This window comes from Pseudomonas trutticola BRTCR10, assembly GCF_056155105.1.
The window spans coordinates 3,010,149-3,027,529 of the sequence record NZ_CM149552.1 but is presented as its reverse complement, the minus strand read 5'-3'; the positions used below and the strand labels follow the sequence as shown (position 1 = coordinate 3,027,529).

13 protein-coding genes are annotated in these 17,381 nt (G+C 57.6%); 12 read left to right on the top strand and 1 reads right to left on the bottom strand.

Features of this window, described 5'->3' with window-relative positions; genetic code table 11:
* The 10 genes from ACVVH8_RS13620 to ACVVH8_RS13575 all read left to right on the top strand — a co-directional run bounded on the left by ACVVH8_RS13620 (position 1) and on the right by ACVVH8_RS13575 (position 11,515).
* The gene (locus ACVVH8_RS13620; protein ID WP_103304992.1) at positions 1 to 867 is read left to right on the top strand and encodes a phosphatidylinositol-specific phospholipase C domain-containing protein; all 867 of its coding nucleotides are present in this window, start codon (positions 1 to 3) and stop codon (positions 865 to 867) included.
* 116 nt (positions 868 to 983) lie between these two features.
* On the top strand, positions 984 to 1,886 hold the full coding sequence (locus ACVVH8_RS13615) for an AraC family transcriptional regulator (protein WP_103304993.1): 903 nt from the start codon (positions 984 to 986) through the stop codon (positions 1,884 to 1,886).
* A 347-nt stretch (positions 1,887 to 2,233) separates the two neighbouring features.
* A complete protein-coding gene (locus ACVVH8_RS13610; RefSeq protein WP_475230784.1) occupies positions 2,234 to 3,544 on the top strand; it encodes an ABC transporter substrate-binding protein in 1,311 nt (436 codons plus the stop codon).
* 173 nt (positions 3,545 to 3,717) lie between these two features.
* The gene (locus tag ACVVH8_RS13605; RefSeq protein ID WP_103304995.1) at positions 3,718 to 4,644 is read left to right on the top strand and encodes a carbohydrate ABC transporter permease; all 927 of its coding nucleotides are present in this window, start codon (positions 3,718 to 3,720) and stop codon (positions 4,642 to 4,644) included.
* Between the two features lie 8 nt (positions 4,645 to 4,652).
* Entirely contained in the window at positions 4,653 to 5,483 is an 831-nt protein-coding gene (locus ACVVH8_RS13600) for a carbohydrate ABC transporter permease (RefSeq protein ID WP_003225143.1), read from the top strand.
* A gap of 165 nt (positions 5,484 to 5,648) precedes the next feature.
* Entirely contained in the window at positions 5,649 to 6,752 is a 1,104-nt protein-coding gene (locus tag ACVVH8_RS13595) for an ABC transporter ATP-binding protein (RefSeq protein WP_475230782.1), read from the top strand.
* 18 nt (positions 6,753 to 6,770) lie between these two features.
* Complete coding sequence (locus ACVVH8_RS13590; RefSeq protein ID WP_475230780.1) at positions 6,771 to 8,243, top strand: mannitol dehydrogenase family protein; 1,473 nt, start codon at positions 6,771 to 6,773, stop codon at positions 8,241 to 8,243.
* Between the two features lie 155 nt (positions 8,244 to 8,398).
* Positions 8,399 to 9,895 carry a xylulokinase gene (xylB, locus tag ACVVH8_RS13585; RefSeq protein ID WP_475230778.1) on the top strand — a complete coding sequence of 499 codons (1,497 nt, stop codon included), beginning with the start codon at positions 8,399 to 8,401 and terminating at the stop codon, positions 9,893 to 9,895.
* A gap of 13 nt (positions 9,896 to 9,908) precedes the next feature.
* Positions 9,909 to 10,847: a carbohydrate kinase family protein gene (locus ACVVH8_RS13580; RefSeq protein WP_475230776.1), complete on the top strand. Its 939-nt coding sequence runs from the start codon at positions 9,909 to 9,911 to the stop codon at positions 10,845 to 10,847.
* A 47-nt stretch (positions 10,848 to 10,894) separates the two neighbouring features.
* Positions 10,895 to 11,515 (top strand): transglycosylase SLT domain-containing protein, encoded by a 621-nt coding sequence (locus ACVVH8_RS13575; RefSeq protein ID WP_103305000.1) that lies wholly within the window; start codon positions 10,895 to 10,897, stop codon positions 11,513 to 11,515.
* A 153-nt stretch (positions 11,516 to 11,668) separates the two neighbouring features.
* Here the strand turns inward: ACVVH8_RS13575 and ACVVH8_RS13570 are convergent, their stop codons facing one another.
* Entirely contained in the window at positions 11,669 to 12,970 is a 1,302-nt protein-coding gene (locus tag ACVVH8_RS13570) for an OprD family porin (RefSeq protein WP_475230774.1), read from the bottom strand.
* A 374-nt stretch (positions 12,971 to 13,344) separates the two neighbouring features.
* On the opposite strand from ACVVH8_RS13570, the gene ACVVH8_RS13565 reads away from it, so the two are divergent.
* Together ACVVH8_RS13565 and ACVVH8_RS13560 are read left to right on the top strand one after the other, a co-directional pair.
* Positions 13,345 to 15,636: a type VI secretion system Vgr family protein gene (locus tag ACVVH8_RS13565; RefSeq protein WP_475230772.1), complete on the top strand. Its 2,292-nt coding sequence runs from the start codon at positions 13,345 to 13,347 to the stop codon at positions 15,634 to 15,636.
* Positions 15,633 to 17,381 carry a hypothetical protein gene (locus ACVVH8_RS13560; protein WP_475230770.1) on the top strand — a complete coding sequence of 583 codons (1,749 nt, stop codon included), beginning with the start codon at positions 15,633 to 15,635 and terminating at the stop codon, positions 17,379 to 17,381. The genes ACVVH8_RS13565 and ACVVH8_RS13560 overlap by 4 nt, the downstream gene beginning before the upstream one ends.

Genomic DNA, 17,381 nt, shown 5'->3' with positions numbered 1-17,381 from the left:
ATGACAACTCTTAATCAAGGCAACTACTCCAATCATAACTGGATGACGGCCACCCCCAAATTTGACGCACTGTCTCTCAACGAAATGACTCTGCCGGGAACTCATAACGCCGGCAGTGACTGGAAGGCCAGCTATCCTGTTTTCGGCCCACCTCGCCACTGGCTCGCCTGTCAGCATGATTCGTTTTATAGGCAATTGAGTCACGGATCCCGAGCTCTGGATATTCGTTTGATGAGTGAGCCTGCTGCAAAGGGACTAGGCAAATTTCGCATGCACCACAATAAATTCCCCAACTCTCGAACGCTGGGGCATCTGATTTCCGACATCAATCAGTTTCTCGATGAAAATCCTGACGAGTTTATTGTTGTAGATGTTCATAAAATGCTCGGCGCAACGTTTGACTTCCGCTATTTCAACGAAGTGGTTCAGCACTTGCTCGGGGACCGAATCATTCCACCGAATAACGCACGCCTTACATTGGGACAACTAAAAAAAATCAGCTCCACACAGAGAGTTTTGTTTGCCACCCAGAGTCACGGCGAGCTGTCACACAACGTTTTTTTTGGACAGATAGCTCACAAATGGATCGGTACTGGCACCGTTAGTGCCAATGAACTTAATAAATACATTTCTGAAGTAATGAAGAATCCGCCTGGCAAGTGGTCGCCTTGGTCTCTTTCGGCCGCCTGCTACGCTGCTCTCGGAGGCCCGGTGGATATTCACGACGAATTAAATGCCTGGTTCAATCCGAAAAACGGTGACTGGGCCATGAAATGCAACATTATCAATGTCGACTTCATTGAGGAGAGCGACATCGTTGCATACTGCCACGCGGCCAACCTGATCAAGGCAGCCAAAAAAACTTAATCAGCCAACCCTGTGCGAACGCATCAGCCAAGGCATAGTGCTGAGTTGATACAGGCTGGCACAGCGAGTGCAGAAAGAGGCATGATCGTCCAGCGATAACAAAAAAGCGCTCAGCCATGACTCGAACCGCACGCGTGACCGACCCTTCTTACGAATTGATGGATGACCACAACGGGTTGTCCATCATCTACCGCCAGCACGGTTTCCCCTGCCCGCTGGTGCGCTGGCATTTCCACAAGGAATACGAGCTGCACCTGATCGTCGCCAGTTCCGGCAAAGTGTTCATCGGTGACTACATCGGCAACTTCTACCCTGAAACCCTGTTTCTGACCGGTCCGAACCTGCCGCACAACTGGATCAGTCAGGTGGCCGAAGACGAAGTGGTGGAAAAACGCGACATGCTCGTCAATTTCACCGATGAACTGTTCGAGAGCGGTCACCAGATATTCGCCGAACTGAAAACCCTGGCGCCGTTGCTGGAACGGGCGCAGTACGGCATCGAATTCCGCTGCAAACAGACAATCCGCGAGGCCATGACGCTGATGCAGCGAATCGCCGACACCCGTGGCATCACCCGGCTCGGACACTTTTTCATCCTGATGGAGTTGCTTGCGGCCAGTGACGACTATCAGTTGCTGTCCGGTGCCACCACCCCGCAACTGGCGGATGAGCACAATATCGACCGCACCAACCGCGCTGTCGATTACATCTTCAGCCACTACGCCCGGGATATTTCGCTGGAAGAAGTTGCCGAGCACCTGGGCATGACACCGACCTATTTCAGCCGCGTATTCAAACAGGCCACGGGGCGCAACTTCATCGAGTTCGTCAATCGCTTGCGCATCAGCAAATCCTGCGAGTTGCTGGCGGACGGCGATAAACCGGTGACCGATGTGTGCTTTGAGTCAGGCTTCAACAATATTTCCAACTTCAATCGGCGGTTTCAGCAGCTCAAGGGCATGACGCCTTCGCACTATCGGCGGCTCGCGGTGCAGCGCCTGACTGAACAGAACGTCTGAAATTCCGAACCCCTGTGGGAGCTGGCTCGCCAGCGATGAGGCCAGCACAACCAACCTCTGTGTCGACTGATCCACCGCCATCGCTGGCAAGCCAGCTCCCACAGGTTTTGAGCTTGCTTTGCGTCGAAAACCTGTACGTATCTGATGCCCTCCGTTCGCTGCAACCCCCTACCCTGCGTTCGCCCGCAACAACACCAGTGCAAAAAAGTATCAACTGAAGTGCTACGGATGATTTGTCAGCCCGGCAATTGAAGGCTGTAATCAGTGCACATTCTTCCTGCATTCGGAAGACACAAAAACAATAACCGTCCTTCTGCCACCCGCCGGGTGCAGAAAAGGAGTGCACGATGCAACCCACTGCAAAAGCTCTGCTTGCCCTCACCTGCATGACCCTCAGCAGCGTCAGCCTTGGCGCCCAGACCCTGACCATCGCCACCGTCAACAACAGCGACATGATCCGCATGCAAAAACTCTCGAAAACCTTCGAGACCGAGCACCCGGACATCAAGCTCAATTGGGTGGTACTGGAAGAAAACGTCCTGCGCCAGCGCCTGACCACTGACATCGCCACTCAGGGCGGCCAGTTCGATGTGTTGACCATCGGCATGTACGAAGCAGCACTGTGGGGCGCCAAGGGCTGGCTCGAACCGATGAAGAATCTGCCAGCCAGTTACGCCCTCGATGACGTGTTCCCGTCGGTGCGCGAAGGCCTTTCGGTCAAGGGCTCGCTGTATGCCCTGCCGTTCTACGCTGAAAGCTCGATCACTTATTACCGCACCGACCTGTTCAAGGACGCCGGCCTGACCATGCCGGAACGTCCGACCTGGGAAGAGATCGCCGGTTTTGCCGAAAAACTCACCAACAAGGATAAAGAACAATACGGCATCTGCCTGCGCGGCAAGGCTGGTTGGGGCGAGAACATGGCGCTGATCACCACCGTCGCCAATGCCTATGGCGCGCGCTGGTTCGATGAAAAATGGCAGCCGGAATTCAATGGCCCCGAGTGGAAAAACGCACTGAACTTCTACGTCGACACCATGAAGAAATCCGGCCCGCCGGGCGCGTCCAGCAACGGTTTCAACGAAAACCTTGCGCTGTTCAACAGCGGTAAATGCGCGATCTGGGTCGACGCCAGCGTCGCCGGGTCGTTCGTCACCGACAAGACCCAGAGCAAAGTTGCCGATCACGTTGGTTTCACCTTCGCGCCGCATCAGGTTACTGACAAAGGTTCGGCGTGGCTGTATTCGTGGGCGCTGGCGATTCCGACCAGTTCCAAGGCGAAGGATGCGGCGAAAGAATTCAGCGCCTGGGCCACGTCCAGGGAATACGGCGTGCTGGTGGCCAAGACCGACGGCATCGCCAACGTACCGCCGGGCACTCGCGCCTCGACCTACAGCGACGCCTACATGAGCGCCGCGCCGTTCGCCAAGGTGACGCTGGAGTCGTTGAAAGCGGCGGACCCGAGCAAACCGACGTTGAAACCGGTGCCTTACATCGGCATACAACTGGTGACCATTCCTGAGTTCCAGGGCGTCGGCACCCAGGTCGGCAAGCTGTTCTCGGCAGCGCTGATTGGCCAGACCACGGTGGACCAGGCCCTGGCAGCAGCCCAGCAAACCACTGAACGCGAGATGAAGCGCGCCGGTTATCCCAAGTAAACGCCACTAAACCTGTGGGAGCTGGCTTGCCAGCGATGAGGCCGGCACATTCAAAATTGATGTCGACTGTTCAATCGCCATCGCTGGCAAGCCAGCTCCCACAGGGTTCGCGTCGATGTCAGGAAGGGTTTCTCTCCTGAGCATGTATCTGCACCCAACTGGTTGTGATCACCATGAATACTTCAACTGCCAAAGCCCACATCGACCTGTCGCAACCTGCGCGCAAAATCCGCGTACGCAATCCCGGCTGGTTCCTGGTCAGCCCTTCGGTGGCCCTGTTGCTGCTGTGGATGATCGTGCCGCTGGGCATGACCATTTACTTCTCGATGATTCGTTACAACCTGCTCGACCCGGGCGTGAACGAATTCGTCGGGCTGGAGAACTTTACCTACTTTCTGACCGACTCGGGCTTCCTGCCCGGTGCCACCAACACCCTGCTGCTGGTTGGCAGCGTGTTGCTGATCAGCGTGGTGTTCGGTGTGCTGATCAGTGCGTTGCTGGAGGCCAGCGAGTTCCTCGGTCGCGGCATCGTGCGGGTCATGTTGATCTCGCCGTTTTTCATCATGCCCACGGTCGGCGCGCTGATCTGGAAGAACCTGATCTTCCACCCGGTGTCCGGGATTCTCGCCTACCTCTGGAAGCTGTTCGGCGCGCAACCGGTGGACTGGCTGGCGCACTACCCGCTGCTGTCGATCATCATCATTGTTTCGTGGCAATGGCTGCCCTTCGCGATCCTGATCCTGATGACTGCCATGCAGTCCCTCGACCAGGAACAAAAAGAAGCCGCCCGCCTCGACGGCGCCGGCCCGATAGCGATTTTCTGGCACCTGACCCTGCCGCATCTGGCCCGGCCGATTGCCGTGGTGGTGATGATTGAAACGATCTTTCTGCTGTCGGTGTTCGCCGAGATTTTCACCACCACCAACGGTGGGCCGGGCTACGCCTCGACCAACCTCGCCTACCTGATCTACAACCAGGCGCTGGTGCAGTTCGACGTCGGCATGGCCTCGGCGGGCGGCTTGATTGCCGTGGTCATCGCCAACATCGCCGCGATCATTCTGGTGCGGATGATCGGCAAAAACCTGACTGACAAAGCCTGAGGCCTGCCATGACTCTTCAACAATCCCGCCGGCTGCAAAGCCTGTTGCTCGGCACCCTGGCCTGGGCCATCGCGATCGTGATTTTCTTCCCGATCTTCTGGATGGTGATGACCAGTTTCAAGACCGAAATCGATGCGTTCGCCACGCCGCCGCAGTTCATCTTCACGCCGACGCTGGAGAACTACCTGCACATCAATGAACGCAGCGACTATTTCAGTTTCGCTTGGAACTCGGTGGTGATTTCTTTCAGCGCCACGGCTCTGTGTCTGCTGATCGCCGTGCCGGCAGCGTACTCGATGGCGTTCTACGAAACCCAGCGCACCAAAGGCACCCTGCTGTGGATGCTCTCGACCAAGATGCTGCCGCCGGTGGGCGTGCTGATGCCGATCTACCTGCTGGCGAAGAGTTTCGGCCTGCTCGACACGCGCATCGCGCTGATCGTGATCTACACGCTGATCAACCTGCCGATCGTGGTCTGGATGATTTACACCTACTTCAAGGACATCCCCAAAGACATCCTCGAAGCCGCACGCCTCGACGGCGCCACGTTGTGGCAGGAAATGGTTCGGGTGCTGCTGCCCATCGCCAAGGGCGGCCTCGCCTCGACCGTGTTGCTGTCGTTGATCCTGTGCTGGAACGAGGCCTTCTGGTCGCTGAACCTGACCTCGTCGAAAGCCGCACCACTGACCGCGCTGATCGCATCGTATTCAAGTCCCGAAGGATTGTTCTGGGCCAAGTTGTCGGCGGTCTCGACCCTGGCGTGTGCGCCGATCCTGATCTTTGGCTGGATCAGCCAGAAGCAACTGGTGCGCGGCCTGTCGTTCGGCGCTGTGAAATGAACATGCCGAACCTAATGCGATTCCCTGTAGGAGCGAGCCTGCTCGCGAAAGCGGAGTGTCATTCAACGATGAAGGCGACTGGCACGGCCCCTTCGCGAGCAGGCTCGCTCCCACATAAAAACCAATTCAGCTCAAACGAATAATAAATTGCGGAGGCCCATCATCATGGCCAACCTGAAAATCAAGAATCTGCAAAAAGGCTTCGAAGGTTTTTCCATCATCAAGGGCATCGACCTGGAAGTGAACGACAAGGAATTCGTGGTCTTCGTCGGCCCCTCCGGCTGCGGCAAATCCACCTTGCTGCGGCTGATCGCCGGCCTCGAAGAAGTCAGCGGCGGCACCATCGAACTCGATGGCCGCGACATCACCGAAGTCAGCCCGGCCAAGCGCGATCTGGCGATGGTGTTCCAGACCTACGCGCTGTACCCGCACATGACCGTGAAGAAGAACATGTCGTTCGCCCTCGATCTGGCCGGCGTGGCGAAGGCTGAAGTCGAGAAAAAAGTCGGCGAAGCGGCACGGATTCTCGAACTCGGCCCGATGCTCGAACGCAAGCCGAAACAGCTTTCCGGTGGCCAGCGTCAGCGCGTGGCGATCGGCCGCGCCATCGTGCGCAACCCGAAGATCTTCCTGTTCGACGAGCCGCTGTCCAACCTCGACGCCGCACTGCGCGTGCAGATGCGTCTGGAACTGCTGCGCCTGCACAAGGACCTGCAAGCGACGATGATTTACGTGACCCACGACCAGGTCGAAGCGATGACCATGGCCGACAAAGTCGTGGTGCTCAATGGCGGCAAGATCGAGCAGGTCGGTTCACCATTGGACCTCTATCACAACCCCGCCAACCTGTTCGTTGCCGGGTTTCTGGGCACGCCGAAAATGGGCTTCCTCAAAGGCCAGATCGCCCGGATCGACGCTCAGGTCTGTGAAGTGTCACTGGATGCCGGCACGCGCATCACCCTGCCGTTCAACGCCGCCCACCTGAGCGTCGGCAGCGCCGTAACCCTGGGTATTCGCCCGGAACATCTGGAGCTGGCCCAACCGGGCGACTGCACCCTGCAAGTCACCGCCGATGTCAGCGAGCGGCTGGGCAGCGACACCTTCTGCCACGTCAAGACCAACGCCGGTGAAGCGCTGACCATGCGCGTGCGCGGTGATCTGGCGAGCCGTTATGGCGAACAACTGAACCTGTATCTGGACGCCGCCCAATGCCATTTATTCGATGCCGAAGGCGTGGCGCTCACCCGTCCGCTGCGCGCTGCCGCCTGATTTTTCGAGACTTGCCGAATGAAACTCAACAGACAGAACCTCAATCGCCTCGCCACCGAAGTGCAACTGCCGGCGTACAGCCTCAGTGATACCCGCCAAGGCATTGCGCACATTGGCGTCGGCGGTTTCCACCGGGCGCATCAGGCGTATTACACCGACGCGCTGATGAATACCGGCGAAGCACTCGACTGGGCGATTTGCGGGGTCGGCCTGCGCGCCGAAGACCGCCGCGCCCGTGACGATCTCAAGGAGCAGGATTACCTGTTCACGCTTTTCGAACTCGGCGACAGCGATGACACTGAAGTGCGGGTGATCGGCGCGATTCGCGACATGTTGCTGGCCGAAGACAGCGCCCAGGCCTTGATCGACAAACTAGCCGATCCGCAGATCCGCATCGTCTCGCTGACCATCACCGAGGGCGGCTACTGCATCGACGACAGCAACGGCGAATTCATGGCGCACCTGCCGCAGATCCAGCACGATCTGAACAATCCTGAGTCGCCGAAAACCGTGTTCGGGTTCTTGTGCGCGGCGCTGGAAAAACGCCGGGCGGCGGGTATTCCCGCCTTCACTGTGATGTCCTGCGATAACCTGCCGCACAACGGCGCGGTCACCCGCAAGGCGTTGCTGGCGTTTGCCACCCTGCGCAACAGCGATCTGTGCAGCTGGATCGACGCCAACGTCAGTTTCCCTAATGCGATGGTCGACCGCATCACGCCGATGACCAGTACCGCGCATCGTCTGCAACTGGCCGACAAGCACGCGGTGGATGACGCTTGGCCGGTGGTTTGCGAACCGTTTGTGCAGTGGGTACTGGAAGACAAATTCGTCAACGGCCGCCCGGCCTGGGAAAAGGTCGGCGTGCAATTCACCGACGATGTTTCGCCGTACGAAGAGATGAAAATCAAACTGCTCAACGGCAGTCATCTGGCGCTGACGTATCTGGGCTTTTTGAGGGGCTATCGCTTTGTCCACGAGACCATGAATGACCCGCTGTTCGTGCGCTACATGCGTGCGTATATGGATCTGGATGTCACGCCGCAACTGGCGCCGGTGCCGGGTATCGACCTGACCGATTACAAGAACACGCTGGTGGCGCGGTTCTCCAATCAGGCGATTGCCGATCAGTTGGAGCGGGTGTGTTCGGACGGTTCGTCGAAGTTTCCCAAGTTCACCATCCCGACGATCAACCGGCTGATTGCCGATGGGCGCGAGACCAAGCGTGCGGCGTTGGTGGTGGCGGCCTGGGCGTTGTATCTGAAGGGGGTGGATGAGAATGGCGATACCTATTCGATTCCTGATCCACGGGCGACTTTTTGTCAGGCGTTGGTGGCGGATGATGGGTTGATGACGCAGCGATTGCTGGGGGTTGAGGAGATTTTTGGCACGGCGATTCCGCAGTCGGCGGCGTTTGTGGCGGCGTTTGAATGGTGCTGCGACAGTTTGCGTGAAGAAGGTGTGACGCGGACGCTGGAGCAAATTCTTGCCTGAGTGATGCGGTGAAACCACCTACGTCATCGCTGGCAAGCCAGCTCCCACAAGGTCTCGGTCGTTCAGAAATGTTGGATACACCGAAAAACCTGTGGGAGCTGGCTTGCCAGCGATTGGTTTCACCTGGAAACACCTGACACCCTGAGGATCTCACTGTGACAACCCGACAACTCTTCCTCGGCATCGACTGCGGTACCCAAGGCAGCAAAGCGATCATCCTCGATGCCGCCAGCGGCGAAGTCCTCGGCCACGGCGCTGCCGCTCACACCATGATCAGTGGCGCCAACGGCCGTCGCGAGCAAGACACTCGCCAGTGGCTGGAAGCCTTCGCCCTCGCCACCCGCCGTGCGTTGTTGGCGGCGGAAGTCGATGGCCAGGCGATCCTCGGCATCGGCGTTTCCGGCCAGCAACACGGGCTGGTGCTGCTCGACGATCAAGGCGAAGTCCTGCGCCCGGCCAAGCTCTGGTGCGACACCGAAACCAGCGCTGAGAATGATCGACTGCTCACTCATCTGGGCGGTGAAAAAGGCTCGCTCGAACGCCTCGGCGTGGTCATTGCTCCCGGCTACACAGTATCGAAACTGCTGTGGACCAAAGAGCAGCATCCGCTCGTGTTCGCACGCATCGCCCGCATTCTGCTGCCCCACGACTACCTCAATTTCTGGCTCACCGGCCGTGCCTGCAGCGAATACGGCGACGCCTCCGGCACCGGCTATTTCAACGTGCGCACCCGCCAGTGGGATTTGCAGCTGCTGCGCGACATCGACGCCAGCGGACGTCTGCAAGCGGCGCTGCCTGAGCTGATCGATGCGCACCAAGCCGTCGGCACAATCCTGCCGGCCATCGCCGAACACCTTGGCATCAACCCCAACGCGCTGGTCTCAAGCGGCGGCGGCGACAACATGATGGGCGCGATCGGCACCGGCAATATTCAGCCCGGCGCAATCACCATGAGCCTCGGCTCCTCCGGCACGGTGTACGCCTACGCCGAAACCCCGAAAGTCAGCCCGGATGCCAGCGTCGCCACGTTCTGTTCATCCAGCGGCGGCTGGTTGCCGCTGATCTGCACCATGAACCTGACCAATGCCACCGGCGCGATTCGCGAACTGTTCAACCTCGATCTGCCCCGGTTCAACGAGCTTGTCGCTCAAGCGCCCATCGGCGCCGAAGGCGTCAGCCTGTTGCCGTTTTTCAACGGCGAGCGCGTCCCCGCCCTACCCCACGCCACTGGCAGCCTGCACGGTTTGACGCTGGATAATCTGACCCAAGCCAATCTGTGCCGCGCCGCCGTCGAAGGCACGACGTTCGGCTTGCGTTATGGACTGGATTTGCTCCGCCACAATGGTTTACAAAGCCGCAGCATCTGCCTGATCGGCGGCGGTTCGAACAGCGCGGTGTGGCGGCAGATCGTCGCCGACATCATGAACACCCCGGTGATATGCACCGAGCAAAGTGAAGCTGCGGCCCTCGGTGCCGCGATTCAGGCGGCGTGGTGCAAATTCTGGTCGAACGGCCACGAAGACACGTTGGCCGACTTGTGCCAGCGCTGTGTGAAACTCGACCTGAGCAGTGAAACCCTGCCGATCGCCGCCAATGTCGCGGCGTTTCAGCAGGCTTACGAACGCTATCAACAGCATGTCGCAACCCTATAAAGAGCAAACAATTATGTATTTGGTGTGTGGCGAAGCCCTGTTTGATTTCTTCAGCGAAGACGATGCCAGCGGACTGGCCTCGAAAGTGAATTTCAAGGCGATTGCCGGCGGCTCGCCGTTCAACGTTGCAGTAGGTTTACGTCGTTTGGGCGTGGACTCGGCCTTGTTCGGTGGGCTGTCCACCGACTACCTCGGCCGGCGCTTGCAGCAGGTTTTGCAGGAGGAAGGTGTACGGCCGGACTATCTGCTGGATTTTGCCGCGCCGACTACTTTGGCGATGGTGGCGGTCGGTGCCAACGGCTCGCCGCATTACAGTTTTCGCGGTGAAGGCTGCGCAGATCGGCAACTGAAGCTGAGCCATTTACCGTCGCTGGGTCCTGAGGTGCGCGGTTTGCACATTGGCTCGTTTTCGCTGGTGGTGCAGCCGATTGCCGACACCCTGCTCGCGCTGGTTCAGCGTGAAAGCGGCAAACGTCTGATCACCCTCGACCCCAACGTACGCCTTAATCCCGAGCCGAATATCGAGCTGTGGCGCGAGCGGATTGCCACGCTGGTGCAACTGGCGGATCTGATCAAAGTCAGCGATGAAGACTTGAGCCTGCTGTACCCCGAGCAGGATCCGCAGCGCGTCATCGAAGGCTGGCTGGAGCATCGCTGCCAGGTCGTCTTCCTCACCCGTGGCGGCGAAGGCGCAAGCGTGTTCAGCCGCGCCCAAGGGTCATGGTCGGCACCCGCCTGCTCGGTGAAGATCGCCGATACCGTCGGCGCCGGCGACACCTTCCAGGCCGCGCTGATTACCTGGCTGACCGAACAAGGTCTGGACTCGGTCGAAGGTGTGCAGCAACTTGCTCGCGAACAGATCGACGCCATGCTCAAGTTCGCCGTGCAAGCGGCGGCGCTGACCTGCAGCAAGACTGGTCCGGATCTGCCCTATCGTCACCAATTGACCTGAGCGCGTAGACTGTCGCCCTTTTTACGCGCATGACGGGATAACGGCTTTTGAATTCAGGGCAGACGGTTGGACTACTGGTACTCGCGGCACTGTTGACGGGTTGCGGCACCTCGCCGCCCCGTTCGCCGGAAAACATCTGCGAGATCTTCCGCGAAAAGAGCGACTGGTACGACGCCGCGCAAGTCACGCAAAAGCGCTGGGGCGTGCCGATCCAGGTGCCGTTCGCGATCATGTATCAGGAATCCGGCTACCGCTACGACGCCAAAACCCCACGCAAATACCTGCTCTGGGTAATTCCGTGGGGCCGCGTGTCGACCGCGTCGGGCTATGCGCAAGCCAAGGACGAAGTCTGGTCCGACTACCAGAAGAGCACCGGCCGCAACTGGGCCGACCGCGAAGACTTCGATGACGCCATCGACTTCGTCGGCTGGTACATGGACAAGACCACCAGCATCAACGGCGTCTACAAATACGACGCCTACGGCCAGTACCTCAACTACCACGAAGGCTGGGGTGGTTATCGCAACAAGACTTACGCCAGCAAGGCGTGGCTGATGCCGACGGCGCGAAAGGTGCAGAATCGCTCTGACATGTATGCCCAGCAATATGCCGGGTGCAAAGAGGATTTGAATCGGGGGTTCTGGAGCCGGTTCTGGCATTGGTTGTAACAGGCACAATTTCGTTGACGTTCAGGACGCCATAGCGGGCAAGCCCGCTCCCACAAGGATCTCCGGTGAACACAGATTTTGTGACCACCGAAGAAACCTGTGGGAGCGGGCTTGCCCGCGATGGCGGCGGGTCAGACGCCGAAAACCCGGCGGTTACAACACCGAAAAGTTGTAACTCACAATCAACCGGGTCTCATCCACATCCCGGGCAAACTTCTCGTAGTTGGTGCGGTAAGTCGCATTACGCAAACGCAGACTCACATCCTTGAACGTGCCGCTCTGAATCACGTACTTCAACTCGCTGTCACGTTCCCACTCTTTACCTTCCTGATCGCTGCCCAACACCTTGATGTGATCACCGTTCACATAACGCGTCAGGAAACTCAGGCCGTTGATACCGATTGCCTTGAAGTCATAGTCATAACGCAACTGCCAGGAACGTTCCTGCGCAGCGGCGAAGTCGTTGACCTGCACGTAGTTGACCAGATACGGGTTGCTGCCATCGAGGTACGGCATCGAGTTGTCGCCGTTCATGCGCTGCCAGCCGCCACTGAAGGTGTGGCCACCTATGGCGTAGGACAGCATGCCGCTCAACGCACGGTTATCAATGGAACCTGCCTTGGCATCGCCGCTGTCGGCACTTTTCAGCAAGCGTAAATCCGCTTTCAACACACCGTTGCCCAGCGGCTGATTGGCCAACAGGCCGACGAAGTGCTGGCGGTAGATATCTTCAAGTTCGGCGTAGTGATACTGCGCGGTCAGGCGATCGTTGATCTTGTAGTCGAAGCCATACATGTCGAAATGGTCGGCGGTGGTGTTGCACGCGTAGCGCTTGTTCTTGCAATGCACGCGGATGTCTTGCGAGTCGGTGGAATCGCGCGCGATGTATTTGTCCAGACGCGCCGCCATGAAGGTCAGGTCCTTCACTTCCTTTGAGGTCAGCATCGCACCGTTGAACATCGTCGGCAGTAGTCGTCCGTCGTTGTACTTGAGCAGCGGCAGATCCGGCAGCAGTGCGCCGTATTTCAGCACCGTGTCGGACACCTTCACTTTGGCAGTCAGGCCCATCTTTGCGTATTGACCCTTCGAACCGCGCGGATCCTGGCCGCTGGACGGCAACAAGCCGCTGTTGCTGCGGTCAGGGCTGGAATCGAGCTGCAAACCAAGCATGCCCAGCGCATCGATACCAAAACCCACCGTGCCTTCGGTGTAACCCGATTGCAGGTTGAGAATGAACCCCTGCGCCGACTCTTCACGTTTCGATGCGCCTTGATCGTTGGACGTGTGCCCATCACGGAAATCGCGATTGAAGTACACCGTGCGCGATTCGATTTTCGCCGTGGTGTCTTCGAGAAATCCGCTGGCCTGAACCTGTGCGGCAAAACCGGCGCACAGCACAACGGCTCCGAAGCCAAACGACTGGCGCGGGGTGATGAGGGGAAATGGGGGACGCATGAAAAACTCCAACAATGCAGCGTTTGCGCGAGGCGCAATAAGCCAGAAAAATAGCTCCCGTCCCGGATCAAGGCTGAGCCGGGAGAAAGTGAACACGCAGGGGTGAAGCGCAATGATGGCAGATGGCTTTAACGTGCCACAGGCGACTTTAGTCTGAAACTGACCGGCTATTCTGCAACGCCCGGCTGGATTGATAGCGGCAACCGACCCGCGCTGCCACCCGCAAATCGCCCGATTTCATTGACGAAAACCCTCTGTCTAAGGGTTTGCCCTATGCCCTGCCAGTGCCGTGCGTACGGCATTTGCGCCTTGAACGAGGCGGTCTAATCCTCCATCATCCGTCTCCTGCTTATTCAACGGACGGAATTCAAGGCATGCTGGACGCCAACGCTACCCACATCACCCTCACGCTCGAAGGCGCCAACGCCGACCTGCAAGTCCTCAGCTTCACCGGTCGCGAAGCCCTCAACGAACCGTTCCGTTTCGACCTCGAACTGGTCAGCGCCCGCCCCGACCTGAAGCTCGAAGAGCTGCTGCACAAGCCCGGCGTTCTGACCTTTGGCGCCACGGGCGAAGGCAAGATCCACGGTCTGGTGTACCGCATCGAGCAAGGCGATTCCGGCAAGACCCTGACCCGGTACAGCATCAGTCTGGTGCCGCAACTGGCCTACCTGCGCCATAACCACGATCAGCAGATCTTCCAGCAACTGACGGTGCCGAAGATCATCGCCCAGGTTCTCGAAGATCGCGGCATCCTCGCCGACGCCTACAGCTTCCAGCTCAGCGCCGAATACCCGGAACGCGAGTACTGCGTGCAGTACGACGAGTCCGATCTGCACTTCATCCAGCGCCTGTGTGAAGAGGAAGGCATCCACTTCCACTTCCAGCACAGCAGCAGCGGCCACAAACTGGTGTTCGGCGACGACCAGACCGTGTTCCGCAAACTCAAAGCCGTGAGCTACCAGCAAGACTCCGGCATGGCCGCCGACAAACCGGTGATCAAGCGCTTCAACCTGCGCCTGGAAACCCGCACCACCCGCGTCAGCCGCCGCGATTACGACTTCGAAAAACCGCAGATCCTGCCCGAAGGCACGGCGAACAGCCCCTTCGCCCCGGACCTCGAAGACTACGACTACCCCGGCCGCTTCACCACCCGCGAGCGCGGCAAGCACCTCTCGACCCGCGCACTGGAACGCCACCGCAGCGACTTCAAACTCGCCGAAGGCAAAGGTGACGAACCGACCCTCACCAGCGGCCACTTCCTAACCCTCGCCGAGCATCCGCGCGCCGAGTGGAACGACCTGTGGCTGCTGCTGGAAGTCTTCCACGAAGGCAAACAACCGCAAGTGCTCGGCGAAAACGTCACCAGCGACGTCACCGACAACAAAAGCGATTTCCACCAGGGCTACCGCAACAGCTTCCTCGCCACCCCGTGGGACGCGCACTACCGCCCTGCCCTCGAACACCCAAAACCGAAAATCCTCGGCAGCCAGACCGCCATCGTCACCGGCCCGTCCGGCGAAGAAATTCACTGCGATCAATACGGCCGCATCAAGGTGCAATTTCACTGGGACCGCGACGGCCAGGCCGACGACAAAACCACCTGCTGGATGCGCGTCGCCAGCGGCTGGGCCGGCAGCGCCTACGGCGGCCTCGCCATCCCGCGTGTCGGCATGGAAGTCCTCGTCACCTTCCTCGAAGGCGACCCCGACCAGCCACTCGTCACCGGCTGCCTGTACCACAAGGAAAACGTCGTCCCCTACGACCTGCCGGCAAACAAGACCCGCAGCACCTTCAAAACCCTCAGCTCACCGGGCGGCAAGGGCTACAACGAATTCCGCATCGAAGACAAAAAAGGCATCGAGCAGATCTACATCCACGCCCAGCGCGACTGGGACGAAAACATCGAGCACGACCAGAAGATCCGCGTCGGCAACGAACGGCATGACACCGTTGAAGCCAATACGCTGAGCGAATTCAAGGTTGAAGAACACCGGATCACCCATCTGGATCGTGTCAGTGAAATGCGTGCGGATGATCACCTGACCGTGGGCGTGACCCAGCATGTGAAAGTGGGTACGGCGCAGTTTGTCGAGGCTGGGACGGAGATTCATTACCACGCTGGTGAGAAGGTTGTGGTTGAGGGGGGGATGGAACTCACGGCCAAGGCTGGCGGGAGTTTTGTGAAGGTTGATGCGGGTGGTGTGACGATTAGCGGGGCTGAGGTGAAGGCTAATACCGGGGGGGCGCCGGGGGTTGGGACCGGGATCGGGATTTTGATTCCGTTGATTCCGGGGTTGGCGGCAGCGGACATCGCCGGAAGGCTGATGGAAAAAGCCAAAGCTAATCCGACCTGGCTGGAGTTGAACTTGCATTACGACAACCTCGAACCCGTGCCCGGCGCGTCCTATCGCGTTGATTTCGCCGATGGCTCGACCCGTGAGGGTTTATTGGATGACAAAGGGTTCGCAAGACTAGAAGACGTACCAAAAGGTCCCGCGAAGGTCTATTACGGTGAAGATCCTCGCCCCTTCAATCGAGAACCAATAAAAGTCGTAGAAAACTCTGATGAGAACATCAACAACGACTTACGCAAATTAGGCTACGACCCAGATAAGATTGATTTACAGGCAATGGTTGAGAAAGCCGCAGGGAGGCTGGCATGAGCCAAGCAGTACAAACTACCGATGTCGCGGAAGAAACGGATCGTAAAGCAGCTTATAAAGAGGCTGCCGTCGAGTTGGCCAAAGGTATCGCAATGGGCGCAGTCCCATTCCTTGGTCAAGCTATTGACGCATACGATACTGTTGAATCTTCCATCACTCTGTACAATGCCGAATCCGCCGAAGGCAAGGAAGATGCAAAGTTCGATTTGCTGATGGCTGTTATCGGATGGATACCGGGTCCTGGCGATGGACTGAAGAAAAGCATGCGCATCGTCAATAGAGATCCACAGAGATTCGCACCGGTATTGTTCGACTTGCTTCGCTTCGTACTTCAGGAGTGCGGTATTAAAACCAGTCCAGAAGAACTGCTCAAGCAAGTTTTCAACGCTTCAAAATTAAGTTCTGAACTTGATTCCATCATCAGTGCAGTGAAAGGATCGTCAACGTTCCAGAGCCTACCAAATTGGGCGCAATCGGCCGTCGTTACCGTGCTGGCAACTGCCCGTGACAATATGCCGGAAATGCTCGGCATTGTTGAAAGACGTTTAGTGAAATGGAAAGGCATGCAGCGTAATAGCTCTGCCATGGCGGCTAGTTCAAGCCCTGCGAAAGGGAAAAAACCCGCTGGTAAAGACGCGGCCGTAGCTACTAATGGCACAGATGGGGCGGCTGGTACTCACTCCAACAAAATTGATCAACAAAGCGCTGCTACCTCGATCTATCACATTGCCAATGATGCGCTGGGAGTGAGTGGTGAGCATATCGCGGATTATTATTGCGCGGAAACTTTAGGTTGGGGCAAAGACTGGGATGGTCACGATAAAGGAGCCCAAGGAACTTGGCCAAATGGGAACCCGGACGAAAATAGACTCGGAAAGCTTTCCATGGGCGGTAACCCTAAAGCTTGGCATGCATTGTATAAGTTAGATGATGGCGCAAACGGCACAGGGATTGATGCCGTATGGCGCGCGAATCCGGCCACTAACGAGCAAAAAAAGTTTGCAATTGTCGAAGCTAAAGCAAGCAGAGATGAAGACACACCAAAATTTATACAAAAGCAACACGATGCGAAAGCAAAGCAGGACAAGAAGGCAAAAGAAACAAATACTCCATTAGCCTCTGGCCCTCAAAAAGAACAGCGGAAACCGAGCCTCATTTCCAAGCTTGGTGTGTCTGGCGACGTCAAGCTCGAAGAAATTCTCGAACCTATAGATAAATCAGAGCAAGAATCGCAAACTCCTACCCCTAAAAAAACTCAGCCAAGTAAAAAGAACAATAGTAGATCTGGGAAACCATCCAGACGTGGGAGAAACACCAACAAAAAGACAAGCGTCGAAAGTTCACCAAAAGAAAAAGCAAAAGCAAAAGCAGAAGCAGAAGCAGAAGCAGATACCACGAAAGACTCAGCAACAAATCAGCCAACCGAAAAGACCGGGAAAGTTGTACTGGTGCAGATGAGCGTTGAATGGATTCACCAAAATATAGACAAATCAGTCACCGAAGGACTTTCGTCATTAGTTCTCAACTCATTCAGCCGGCACATATTTTTTACTCCTCTCTATAGCGTTCTAAAGGGCCCCCGCGATCACGCCAAAGCGCGCAAGGAAAGTACTGGACCAGAAACGCATTTGGAGCACGAAGCCATTCACTACAAAGAGAACAAAGTAAAAGAAGCCGTAAATAAGAAAAAAGAATCACTAACCAAGAAATACGGCAACCTAGACTCCCTCAAGAAAGAGAAATAA